This is a genomic window from Bacteroides sp. f07, from assembly GCF_042854785.1.
In the GTDB taxonomy this organism is placed as follows: domain Bacteria; phylum Bacteroidota; class Bacteroidia; order Bacteroidales; family Bacteroidaceae; genus Bacteroides.
In genome coordinates this window covers 1,172,920-1,185,183 of the sequence record NZ_BAABXI010000001.1, presented here as the reverse complement: position 1 = coordinate 1,185,183, position 12,264 = coordinate 1,172,920, and the positions used below count along the sequence as shown (strand labels likewise).

At 42.3% G+C, this 12,264-nt stretch carries 14 protein-coding genes; 13 read left to right on the top strand and 1 reads right to left on the bottom strand.

The window, feature by feature from the left end; all coding sequences use genetic code 11:
• The first annotated feature begins 36 nt into the window (after positions 1–36).
• The 13 genes from ACGHVY_RS04695 to ACGHVY_RS04635 all read left to right on the top strand — a co-directional run bounded on the left by ACGHVY_RS04695 (position 37) and on the right by ACGHVY_RS04635 (position 10,420).
• Positions 37–483: a hypothetical protein gene (locus tag ACGHVY_RS04695; protein WP_390597467.1), complete on the top strand. Its 447-nt coding sequence runs from the start codon at positions 37–39 to the stop codon at positions 481–483.
• 4 nt (positions 484–487) lie between these two features.
• Positions 488–1,402, top strand: coding sequence for a hypothetical protein (locus ACGHVY_RS04690; protein WP_390597466.1), 915 nt, complete (start codon positions 488–490; stop codon positions 1,400–1,402).
• A 34-nt stretch (positions 1,403–1,436) separates the two neighbouring features.
• A complete protein-coding gene (locus ACGHVY_RS04685) occupies positions 1,437–1,994 on the top strand; it encodes a hypothetical protein (RefSeq protein WP_390597464.1) in 558 nt (185 codons plus the stop codon).
• Between the two features lie 131 nt (positions 1,995–2,125).
• Positions 2,126–2,407, top strand: coding sequence for a tol-pal system YbgF family protein (locus ACGHVY_RS04680; RefSeq protein ID WP_390597462.1), 282 nt, complete (start codon positions 2,126–2,128; stop codon positions 2,405–2,407).
• A gap of 43 nt (positions 2,408–2,450) precedes the next feature.
• Positions 2,451–2,678 (top strand): ferredoxin family protein, encoded by a 228-nt coding sequence (locus ACGHVY_RS04675; protein ID WP_004297419.1) that lies wholly within the window; start codon positions 2,451–2,453, stop codon positions 2,676–2,678.
• A gap of 11 nt (positions 2,679–2,689) precedes the next feature.
• The gene (locus ACGHVY_RS04670; RefSeq protein WP_390597461.1) at positions 2,690–3,772 is read left to right on the top strand and encodes a 3-methyl-2-oxobutanoate dehydrogenase subunit VorB; all 1,083 of its coding nucleotides are present in this window, start codon (positions 2,690–2,692) and stop codon (positions 3,770–3,772) included.
• A gap of 7 nt (positions 3,773–3,779) precedes the next feature.
• On the top strand, positions 3,780–3,956 hold the full coding sequence (locus tag ACGHVY_RS04665; RefSeq protein WP_005677853.1) for a hypothetical protein: 177 nt from the start codon (positions 3,780–3,782) through the stop codon (positions 3,954–3,956).
• Positions 3,957–3,968: 12 nt separating this feature from the next.
• Positions 3,969–4,733, top strand: coding sequence for a thiamine pyrophosphate-dependent enzyme (locus tag ACGHVY_RS04660; protein ID WP_136013385.1), 765 nt, complete (start codon positions 3,969–3,971; stop codon positions 4,731–4,733).
• Positions 4,734–4,753: 20 nt separating this feature from the next.
• Entirely contained in the window at positions 4,754–5,296 is a 543-nt protein-coding gene (locus ACGHVY_RS04655; protein ID WP_167964127.1) for a 2-oxoacid:acceptor oxidoreductase family protein, read from the top strand.
• 122 nt (positions 5,297–5,418) lie between these two features.
• Positions 5,419–7,473 (top strand): putative porin, encoded by a 2,055-nt coding sequence (locus ACGHVY_RS04650; RefSeq protein ID WP_390597458.1) that lies wholly within the window; start codon positions 5,419–5,421, stop codon positions 7,471–7,473.
• A 17-nt stretch (positions 7,474–7,490) separates the two neighbouring features.
• The gene (locus tag ACGHVY_RS04645) at positions 7,491–8,348 is read left to right on the top strand and encodes a transporter substrate-binding domain-containing protein (protein ID WP_390597456.1); all 858 of its coding nucleotides are present in this window, start codon (positions 7,491–7,493) and stop codon (positions 8,346–8,348) included.
• A gap of 463 nt (positions 8,349–8,811) precedes the next feature.
• Positions 8,812–9,798: a Gfo/Idh/MocA family oxidoreductase gene (locus ACGHVY_RS04640; protein ID WP_308746071.1), complete on the top strand. Its 987-nt coding sequence runs from the start codon at positions 8,812–8,814 to the stop codon at positions 9,796–9,798.
• Between the two features lie 151 nt (positions 9,799–9,949).
• Positions 9,950–10,420: a nucleoside deaminase gene (locus ACGHVY_RS04635; RefSeq protein ID WP_308746070.1), complete on the top strand. Its 471-nt coding sequence runs from the start codon at positions 9,950–9,952 to the stop codon at positions 10,418–10,420.
• A 181-nt stretch (positions 10,421–10,601) separates the two neighbouring features.
• Here the strand turns inward: ACGHVY_RS04635 and ACGHVY_RS04630 are convergent, their stop codons facing one another.
• A complete protein-coding gene (locus ACGHVY_RS04630) occupies positions 10,602–12,254 on the bottom strand; it encodes an OmpP1/FadL family transporter (RefSeq protein ID WP_390597453.1) in 1,653 nt (550 codons plus the stop codon).
• Between the last annotated feature and the right edge of the window lie 10 nt (positions 12,255–12,264).

Genomic DNA, 12,264 nt, shown 5'->3' with positions numbered 1-12,264 from the left:
AGTTTATGATATCGTCCAGCAATAAATCAAAATGCAATGAATAAAATAGTATCATTCAAATATATGTATCCTGCTTCTTTAGATAGAATGTCTAAAGAAGCTTATTCTGTTGGTGAACTTCTTCCTATTGGCATCTCATGGGAATGTAATGGAACCGTATATAGTAAGAAAAATGAGAATGGTGGCTTGTGTGCTACTTTATTAGAGTATGGAAATGTTATTGGTATTGTAGAAAGTCCTTATATGGGTAGCTTCAATCCAGCATATATATTGGATGGTACAAATCAAATCATTTGGAATGTAACAAATTTATTTATTGCAGCTTATGGCAAAAAATATTACGGTGGGATTAAGCTACATTTTATAGATGTCATAAATGAAAATGAAACTTTATGTTTCATCATCAATATAGCAAATTGCGATTTCCGCTTCTCTGTAAACATAAAGACAGGAGAAATAGGACGACTAATAGAGACAAGATAAAAGAATGATAGAATATGAAAAGAAAATTGACTATATGAAATACTACGTAATAAAAAACAGACCTATGCCTTGGGGAAACTATGGAGAGATGCTGTGGCAAGGTATATCTATTTATGACAAAAATGCGGATTCACATTTCATTCTTAGAACGGGCGAGTTTTGTCCACTCATATACCGTTCTCAATATGACAGGGGGCATCCGGTCTTAATTGTAAAAGAAGAAGTCCTGCGTTTGATAGAAAGCGTAAATTTAACCGGAATAACAGTAAAGCCAATTATAAAAGAAAAGATTGTCAAGCTAAACTGGGAAACATGGGATTTGTCGAAACCTGAACCGCAAATATATCCATCAGGGGACATGGATGCTGAAGAATATATCACCAGACGAAAACATAATGAAACCACCGCGGAACAAATGGGAAACCTTTATGCGTTAATACCTCAAAAAGATGGTCTATTGTATTGTGAAGGAGTTCGGAATACTTCCAAACTCGTAGAACAAAGCCTTTCGGGAATAGATGTCTTTATAGACAGGCTTTATAGTTATTGTTCTTCAGAAATTTATGTTAGCGAAAAAGTAAAAAATCTTTTTGCCAAGCAGTATGGCGACTTGCTTTCTTTTCAAGAAATACAAACGTTCGTAGCAGACGAGGAACTAATGCAACATTTAGAAAAAGAGGCTGTACGAAAAGAGTTTTTAAAACAACGTGAAGCCGAAATGACTGATGCAGATTGGAAACAATGGTATCAATTACGTGATTCGGCAAGAAAGTTAATAGAAGGAATTTCTATGTTGAAAAGTGAAACAGCCAAAAAGAAACGAGAGTCAAATATTATAGAGAAATTGAACTCTGCTAATAGTGCATATCCACTGAAATATGAAAATTGGATGCTGAATTATTGGCAGAAAGAAATGTGATAAAGTTAACAAAACAATGAAGCATATAGAGAAAATGAATAAAATCAGTTCAGACATTGCATACTTGATAGAACTCTTGCGGAACAAAGGTATTATTTTTACTAAAGGATTATCCGATAAAGAGATACTGGATATAGAAGAAACATTTATGTTTATTTTTCCACCGGATTTGAAACTATTTCTTCAAATAGCGTTGCCTATATCTAATGGTTTTGTCAATTGGCATTCAACGAAAGATGTAAAGTCAAGACTTAACTGGGTCTTTGAAGGAATTGCTTTTGACATAAGAAATAATGCTTTCTGGCATGCCGATTGGGGTGAAAAGCCTGATTCCTTGGCAGAGCAAATCCACATAGCCGAACTATTTTATAATAATTGTCCCAAACTAATCCCAATATATTCACATAGGTTTCTTCCTGCCAGTCCCTGTGAAATGGGAAATCCTGTATTGTCAATATACCAAACAGATATTATATATTATGGAAATGATTTGTTGACATACTTATGTAACGAATTTGGTATAAGAAATTATAAATCGTCATTCCAAAAAGAAAAGCCAAAACATATCGAATTTTGGAGCGATTTTCTATAATGAGACATGTAGTACTATTTATTCATCCAATATGCAATAAACTCAAAACGATGCAAATTTCCGTCCACGTTTGCCCCATTTACACAAATAAAAACTATCTTTGCGTTTCAGAATCCCGAAAGACGAAAGAAATGGAGCAAATAGACAACCTGAAAGAGCTTATCAATCAAGGGGACGTGGACACAGCGATTAAGCAATTGGACCAGCTTCTCCAAGACAATTCTGTCGAAGAAGAGAAAGATACTCTTTACTATTTACGGGGAAATGCCTACCGGAAAAAAGGAGATTGGAAACGGGCGCTGGATAATTACCAGTTTGCCATTGATATCAATCCGGAAAGTCCTGCCGTCCAGGCAAGGAAAATGGCGATAGATATCCTCAACTTCTACCACAAGGATATGTTCAATCAATAAAATCAATAATCGAACTCAAAGATAACGTAATAAAATAAAGATTATGGCAAAAATCAAAGGAGCAATCGTAGTCGACACGGAGCGTTGCAAAGGATGCAACCTGTGTGTAGTGGCGTGTCCGCTCGATGTAATCGCCCTCAACAAAGAGGTAAATATGAAAGGCTATAACTATGCCTGGCAAGTGAAAGAAGATACCTGCAACGGATGCAGCTCGTGTGCAACGGTTTGTCCCGACGGATGTATCTCGGTGTATAAAGTAAAAGTAGAATAAAAGAAAAGAATATGGCAGAAGAAGTTGTATTAATGAAAGGAAACGAAGCCATCGCCCACGCAGCCATCCGTTGCGGTGCGGACGGATACTTCGGTTATCCTATTACTCCCCAATCGGAAGTGTTGGAAACGCTTGCCGAACTGAAACCGTGGGAAACAACCGGCATGGTAGTACTCCAGGCGGAAAGTGAAGTGGCAGCTATCAATATGGTATATGGCGGCGCAGGCAGCGGAAAGATGGTGATGACCTCATCTTCAAGCCCCGGTGTGAGTTTGAAACAGGAAGGTATCTCCTACATCGCAGGTGCCGAACTTCCTTGTCTGATTGTCAACGTGATGCGTGGCGGCCCCGGATTGGGAACTATCCAGCCGAGCCAGGCAGACTACTTCCAGACAGTAAAAGGCGGTGGTCACGGTGACTATCGGCTGATTGCCCTCGCCCCGGCATCCGTACAGGAAATGGCGGATTTCGTTGCACTGGGATTCGAACTGGCATTCAAATACCGCAACCCGGCTATCATCCTTGCTGACGGTGTTATCGGACAGATGATGGAAAAAGTGGTTCTTCCCGCACAGAAACCACGCCGCACGGAAGAGGAAGTTATCGCACAATGCCCGTGGGCTACCACCGGAAAAGCAAAAGACCGCAAGCCGAACATTATCACTTCCCTCGAATTGAAACCGGAAGCGATGGAAATAAACAACCTCCGTTTCCAGGCCAAATACCGTGAAATAGAAGCAAACGAAGTACGCTTCGAAGAAATAAACTGCGAAGATGCAGAATATCTGATTATTGCTTTCGGCTCAATGGCACGTATCGGTCAGAAAGCAATGGAACTGGCACGTGAGAAAGGTATCAAAGTAGGTATCCTTCGCCCTATCACCTTGTGGCCGTTCCCGACAAAAGCAATTGCCGCTTACGCTGACAAGGTGAAAGGCATGCTCGTTACGGAACTGAATGCAGGGCAGATGATTGAAGATGTCCGCCTGGCTGTGAACGGTAAAGTAAAGGTAGAACATTTCGGACGTCTCGGCGGCATTGTTCCCGACCCGGACGAGATTGTAACTGCTTTGGAAGAAAAAATAATCAAATAACGAAACGATGAATCCCGATAAAATAAGAAACGTACTGAACATCCTCTTTATGATACTGGCTCTTGCAGCCATTATCACTTACTTCGTCGTAGGAAAGGAAGATTTTAAAATGTTTATCTACGTATGCGGCGCGGCAATCTTTGTCAAGCTGATGGAGTTTTTTATACGGTTCACCAACAGATAAGGAGAAGAAGTTATGACTAAGGAAGAAATAATCAAACCCGAGAACCTGGTTTACAAGAAACCGACTCTGATGAACGATAATGCCATGCACTACTGCCCGGGTTGCAGTCACGGTGTGGTACACAAGCTCATTGCCGAAGTAATAGAGGAAATGGGCATGGAAGATAAAACGGTGGGAATCTCTCCGGTAGGATGCGCAGTTTTCGCCTACAACTATCTGGACATCGACTGGCAGGAAGCGGCACACGGACGTGCTCCCGCTGTGGCAACTGCCGTGAAACGCCTGTGGCCGGATCGTCTCGTTTTCACCTACCAGGGAGATGGTGACCTGGCTTGCATCGGTACAGCCGAAACAATCCACGCATTAAACCGTGGCGAGAATATCACGATAATCTTTATCAACAATGCTATCTACGGCATGACCGGTGGTCAAATGGCGCCGACGACACTGGTAGGCATGAAAAGTTCCACTTGTCCTTACGGACGTGATGTAGAACTCCACGGCTATCCTTTGAAGATGACCGAAATCGCCGCCCAACTGGAAGGAACTGCCTACGTGACCCGTCAGTCCGTACAATCCGTACCGGCTATCCGCAAGGCGAAGAAAGCCATCCGCAAGGCATTCGAGAATTCAATGAACGGCAAGGGCTCCAACTTGGTGGAAATCGTTTCCACTTGCAGCTCCGGCTGGAAGATGACTCCCGAAAAGGCAAACAAATGGATGGAAGAACATATGTTCCCGTTCTATCCGCTGGGTGATTTAAAAGATAAAGAATAACGCTAAAAGTCAACAGAACAATGAAAGAAGAAATAATTATAGCAGGCTTCGGTGGACAAGGCGTATTGTCTATGGGTAAGATTCTGGCTTATTCGGGCCTGATGGAAGGCAAGGAAGTGAGCTGGATGCCGGCATATGGTCCTGAACAACGCGGTGGAACAGCCAACGTTACAGTAATTGTAAGCGATGACAAAGTTTCTTCGCCTATCTTGAGCAAATATGACACTGCCATCATTCTGAACCAGCCTTCACTAGAGAAGTTTGAAAGCAAGGTGAAGCCCGGCGGCATCCTGATTTACGATGGTTACGGAATCATCAACCCGCCTACCCGCAAGGATATCAAAGTATACCGTATCGACGCGATGGACGCAGCCAATGAGATGAATAATGCCAAAGCATTCAACATGATTGTGCTCGGCGGTTTATTGAAGCTCCGCCCGATTGTAACATTGGAAAATGTCATCAAAGGACTGAAGAAAACCCTGCCGGAACGCCACCACCACTTGATTCCCATGAATGAGGAAGCCATCAAGAAAGGTATGGAATTAATCCGTGAGGTTTAATTAACAGATAACAGGCAATGGATAATTGATAATTATTAGCTACCATATAGTATGGTTGCAACATAATTTTCAATTATCCATTATCATTAAATCAATTAAAGTAAGTATCTTTGTCCCCAATTATGAGACGAATCTTACTATTATATATATTACTTTCCGTTATCGGTTTGACAACTGTCCATGCACAGTTCGATAATGGTCGACAAAGAGTAGACGAAAACGGATACGACCAATATGGTAATCAGGTAGACCCTGCCATGATTCCGGACAAACTGGATAGTGCAAACGTTGAAGTACAGGGCTTGCCGCCTACATTATATATGTGGCGTATCAAAAATCAGTTGGGCGACCGGAGTATCATCCCGGCGGATACAGCCTACCATCATTTCCAGAACACGAATCTTACAGACGGGCTGACCGGACATTACAATTATCTGGCCAATATGGGCTCTCCCCGTATGTCACGCATCTTCTTTGACCGGCGTGACCCGGAACCGACTATTTTCATGGAGCCTTTCTCCAGTTTCTTTATCCGTCCCACGGAATTCAATTTTACAAATAGTAATGTGCCCTACACCAATCTGACCTATCACAAGGCAGGTAATAAAGTGAACGGTGAAGAACGTTTCAAATCATACTTCTCCGTCAATGTCAACAAGAAACTGGCTTTCGGTTTTAATATAGACTACCTATACGGACGAGGATACTATAACAATCAGAATACGGCATACTTCAATGCCGCGTTTTTCGGTAGCTATATCGGTGACAAATATCAGATGCAAGCCATCTACAGCAATAATTATCTGAAAACAAACGAGAACGGCGGCATTGAGGACGACCGGTACATCACCGCTCCCGAAGAGATGGCACAAGGACAAAGGGAATACGAATCAACCAACATCCCGACCAAGCTAAGTGCTACGACCAACCGTAACCACGACTTCTACGTATTCCTTACCCAACGCTATAATTTAGGATTCAAACGTGATATACCACAGGCCGAAAATGACACGACTCCTGCCAAACAGGAATTCGTGCCGGTCACCAGCTTCATACACACGATTCAAGTAGAACGTGCACGGCACACGTTTAACTCTAATGACGATATGCGGGAAAAAAAAGGTTATTATCAGAATACTTATCTTGATCCCGACAATCCGATTGCCCACGATAGTACCACTTATGTAGGAATCAAGAACACCGTCGGCATCGCCCTGCTCGAAGGTTTCAACAAATATGCCAAGGCCGGTCTGACCGCATTTGCTTCTTATAAAATCAGTAAGTACACACTGATGAACATGAATGGCAGCCCGTCTCCCGACAAATATAATGAAAACGAGATATTCGTGGGCGGTGAACTTTCCAAACGCGAAGGAAACGTGCTTCATTATCATGCTATCGGTGAAGTGGGACTGGCAGGAAAAGCTATCGGTCAATTCAACGTAAAAGGGGATATCGACCTTAACTTCCCTTTGTGGAAAGACACGGTAAGCCTCATAGCCCGTGGTGAAGTCAGCAATAAGCTCGCACCTTTCTATATGCGCCATTACCACTCCAAACATTTCTTGTGGGACAACGACATGGATAAAGAATTCCGTACCCGCATCGAAGGGGAACTGAGCATTGCCCGTTGGAGAACACGGCTGAAAGCAGGAGTTGAGAACATCAAGAACTATACTTACTTCAACCAACAGGCAACGCCCGAACAGAAAGGCGGAAGCCTGCAAGTATTATCGGCAAGCCTTAACCAAGACTTCAAGCTCGGAATATTCCATCTGGACAACGAAGTGACCTGGCAGAAGTCCAGTGACCAGACGGTGCTTCCCTTGCCCGACCTTTCACTGTATCACAACTTCTACATGCAGTTCAAACTGGCGAAGAAAGTACTTAGCGTACAATTAGGTGCCGATGTACGATATTTCTCCAAGTACAATGCCCCTGCATATACACCTGCCATTCAGAACTTTCACCTGCAACCGACAGACGACCAGGTAGAGATTGGAGGTTATCCGATTGTGAATGTTTACGCGAACCTGCATTTAAAGCGTACACGTTTCTATGTGATGATGTACCACGTGAACCAAGGCATGAGCAGGCCGAATTACTTCCTGTCTCCTCACTACCCTATCAACCCACGTGTACTGAAATTCGGTCTTTCGTGGAATTTCTATGATTAACAAAACCTTTACGGCTTATGGAGACACGCCCCAGATTAAGACTGTTCAGATATTTAGTACCTGTCGTTATTGTACTGGCCATCCTCTTTTCCGTCCGCCAATGCGGCAAAAAGGAAAAGCCGCCGGGACATCCGCGTGACTATGCAGCCATTGCCAAAGAAGGAATATTACGCATAGCAACCGAATACAATTCCATCAGTTTCTACGTAGACGGTGACACCGTTTCCGGTTTTCATTATGAACTGATAGAAGCCTTTGCCCGTGACAAAGGACTGCAAGCCGAGATTATACCTCTCATGAGTTTTGAAGAACGATTGAAAGGATTGGCGGAAGGACGTTTCGATGTTATCGCTTTCGGTATATTAGCCACCAGCGAACTCAAAGACTCCCTGCTTCTCACCACGCCTATCGTACTTAACAAACAAGTGCTGGTGCAAAGGAAAGCAACCGAAGAAAGCGACTCGCTCTATATCCACAGCCAACTGGACTTGGCGCAACGTACACTTCATGTCGTGAAAGGCTCCCCTTCCATACTACGCATCCAAAATCTGGGAAATGAAATCGGAGACACTATCTATATAAAGGAAATAGAGAAATACGGTCCCGAACAATTAATTTCACTGGTAGCTCACGGAGACATCGACTATGCCGTTTGTGACGAAAGTATCGCACGGGCGGTCGCAGACTCTTTGCCACAGATAGACATCAATACAGCAATCAGCTTTACGCAGTTCTACTCATGGGCAGTCAGCAAACAATCACCCGTTTTACTCGATAGTTTGAATACATGGCTGGATAAGTTCCAAAAGGAAGCGGAATATCAAAAGATTTATAAAAAATACTATGATAAAAAAAGAACCGAATACGGAAAATGAAATAGACATCTACGTCTATTTCCAAAAATAAACTCCCGAAGACTTGACTTTCGCTTTCGAATGTCGTATCTTTACAAAGTTAATGATAAAGTAGTTTCAATTAAACTACACGTAAAGGCGGGAATTGCAACTCCCGCCTTTCTTTTTTATCTAAAGCAATAAATCGTCCCCTACTCCGGCTTTTTGTCTCATTCCTCCCCAAGCTTACCGGTCCTCAGCCCCAGACTTAGCTCCATTGACCTTGCTTCTTACTATCAATAGAGTGTGTATTCCCCTTAAACAGAAGCTCTGTTCACCCGAAACGGAGTCTCTGATTTACTCAAACAGAACGTCTGTTGGGGGGAAATGAAACTTTCTTTTTCCAAACTTCTTCTCTAAGTTAATAATCAATAAAGTTGCTCTTGACAAAAAATAGCTTTATCTTTGGGGTCTGTTTAAAACAGGCACAATAGGTAATAACATTATGAGTGAAAAGATTATCAAATGGGGCTTCATCGGTTGCGGAGAAGTAACCAAGACGAAAAGTGGTCCCGCTTTCCAGAAAGTAGAACATTCGGAAGTCGTGGCAGTAATGAGCCGTGACGGTGCGAAAGCAAAAGCTTATGCCAAAGAAAGAGGTATCAAGAAATGGTATGATGATGCACAGGAGCTGATAGACGACCCGGAAGTAAATGCTATATATATCGCTACTCCCCCTTCTTCACATGCCACTTATGCCATCATGTCCATGAAAGCAGGCAAGCCTGCCTATATTGAGAAACCGATGGCCGTCACTTATGAAGAGTGTACCCGCATCAACCGTATATCCAACGAAACGGGGGTTCCCTGCTTTGTTGCTTATTACCGCCGTTACCTTCCATACTTTCAGAAAGTAAAGGAACTGGTAGAGAACGGGACTATCGGTAATGTTATCAATGTGCAGATTCGTTTTGCCCAGCCGCCGCGCGATTTGGATTACAATCGTGATAATCTTCCTTGGCGTGTGCAAGCGGATATTGCCGGAGGTGGTTACTTCTATGACCTTGCTCCGCATCAAATTGATTTATTACAGGATATGTTCGGTTGCATCCTCGAAGCAAGTGGATACAAAAGCAACCGCGGCGGGCTTTATCCTGCCGAAGATACTCTGAGTGCCTGTTTCCAGTTCGATAACGGACTGGTGGGTAGCGGTTCCTGGTGTTTCGTCGCCCATGATTCTGCCCGCGAAGACCGCATAGAGATTATCGGTGACAAGGGAATGATTTGTTTCTCTGTCTTTACTTACGAGCCTATCGGACTACATACCGAACGTGGACGCGAAGAAATTTGCATCGGTAACCCGGAACATGTGCAGCAACCGCTTATCCAGGCGGTGGTAGACCACTTGCTTGGTAAATCCATTTGTTCTTGTAACGGTGAAAGCGCAACACTAACCAACTGGGTGATGGATAAGATTCTCGGAAAACTCTAAAAGAACGTTCCCCGGATCTTTATTCCTTCTCTTTCAGTGTCTGCCGATACCGGTAAAAAATAAATAGAAGCACTTCATTGTATATTGTTAGTTTTTTCTATCTTTGTAGGACTAGAGATTAGAATAAAACTAACAATATATTTTTTGTGCTATGACGAAAGAAGAATTAATGCGGAAAGCTATCGAGCTTTCTAAAGAAAATATTGAAAATGGTGGAGGTCCGTTTGGTGCTGTGATTGCTACCAAAGAGGGGGAAATAGTTGCAACGGGTGTGAACCGTGTTACGGCATCCTGTGATCCTACTGCCCATGCTGAAGTGAGCGCCATACGTGCCGCTGCCGCGAAGCTCGGAACATTCAACCTTAGCGGATACGAAATCTATACTTCCTGCGAACCTTGTCCGATGTGTTTGGGCGCTATCTATTGGGCACGACTGGATAAGATGTATTACGGCAACAATAAAACCGATGCCAAGAATATCGGCTTTGACGATTCTTTTATTTATGACGAACTGGAACTTAAACCGGAAGACAGAAAACTACCCTCAGAAATCTTACTACACAATGAAGCCCTTACTGCCTTCAAAGCCTGGGCAGATAAAGAAGACAAAATAGAATATTAAATGTAAACCTCTCATAATTATTAACCTATTTAATTACCCCTCATATAAAGAAAAGTTGTCTCTTTTTATAGTGATGACAGATACTAATAAAAATCCCTGGAACCGCCGTAGACACTCAGCATTCCAGGGATTTTTTACACACAAAAGTTATTATTGAAATTGAAAACTGTCTTTATTAGGATTAGAAGCGCATACCTAATGTTAATAGTACTTGACTACGGGTATTGGTTACTTTGGTAGCTTGCGGAGTCACTATTTCCCAAACTCCCGGTGAAGTTTCCAAGTCATTATAGAATGGATAGAACTTCTCTTTATACATAGAATATTGATAAGCTAAATCAGCATAAAAAGCCTTTCCACGATATCCTATTCCGATTGTATAATTACTATGCGACTGGGAATTTGCAAAGTCTGTATCTGTCAAAGTAGAGTTAACCGGTATCCATTTATAAGCATCATTTTCTTTGAAAGCAGTAGTACTGTAATTATAACCTAAACGGAAGGCAAACTCAGGTATTACTTTATACTCAGCACCGATACGGAATGTATGAACACCTTTCATAAAATCTTTAATTGTAGTATTCTGATCTACCATTTCGTCTCCTTCAGGGTACTTAAACTTCATAGATGAATAATCTTCATATTCATACTCTGCTCCCAACGCTAAAGAAGTTCCAACAGTATAACCTAGACTCGCATTAAATCTCCACGGAGTAGATAGGCGAAAATCCTGTTCTATTCTTCTTCCATCATTTGCATCAAAAGACTCTCTTGTTGTAACAGCACCTTGAGCAGGCTTATCATCACGAACCATAAATGTCTTATCACCATCTTGTACTTCTTTCAAGTAAACATCCGACGTCATACTTGCACCATTCTCGTATGTCAAATTATAAAATGTAGGCGTATGTATCGCAAAACCAATACGGAAAGGAGAAGACTCGAACGGACGGAAAATAGCACCTAATTTCACATCTACTCCCGATCCTTTAATACGATTGAATGAAGCCAATTCATAACCTTCACCATTTCCATAATCTTCATCATATAGAGTGGTCTTCTTATAATTCACATCGTATGCACCAATCGTCAATCCTAAATAGACACGATCATTCACATTCAACGCAACATTGAAGTCATACTGACTGATCCCCCCTCGTTCATTGGAGTTGAAATAAGCCTCAGCCTCATCCGGGACTACCGGATCGTATCGATCATAACCTTTATCCAAAACTGAATTTGTGAGATAACCTTGATACCCCATAATGCCTAACCAACCAAGTCGATTGTTACTATAGGCATCAGCACCATTAAAGTCATAATTATCTTTATCATACCATACAGCATCTGTAGCCTGTTGTCCCATCTGATTAACCTGAGATACAAAAATCTTATCATCTACGGCTCCCATCAATCCGCCCATTGTCATATTCTTATAGAAAGACTTGGTGCGCTTATAATTAAAACCGAAGTTCACATAACGCAATGCTGTCTGATTTCCAATCTTGGAAGCGAACACAAAACCTATGTTATCAAACGACCACTGATTCTTATCATTATTAAAAGTCTGCCCCAAATATTTGCTCTCCGTACCGTAAGCAGAATAGCTAAAAGATGTCATGATGTCATTACTACGATAAATACCGATACCGGCAGGGTTAGTTCCCATTGTAGAAATATCACCACCCAAAGCGCCCATTGCCCCACCCATACCTACAAAACGGGCGGTTCCATTCAAGTCTCGCTCCGCTAACTTCGCTGCATCATATATTGTCTGTGCGCTGACACCTGCGACAAAACACAAGGCACAAGCAACTGCGATTATCTTTTTCATAACGTTGTCT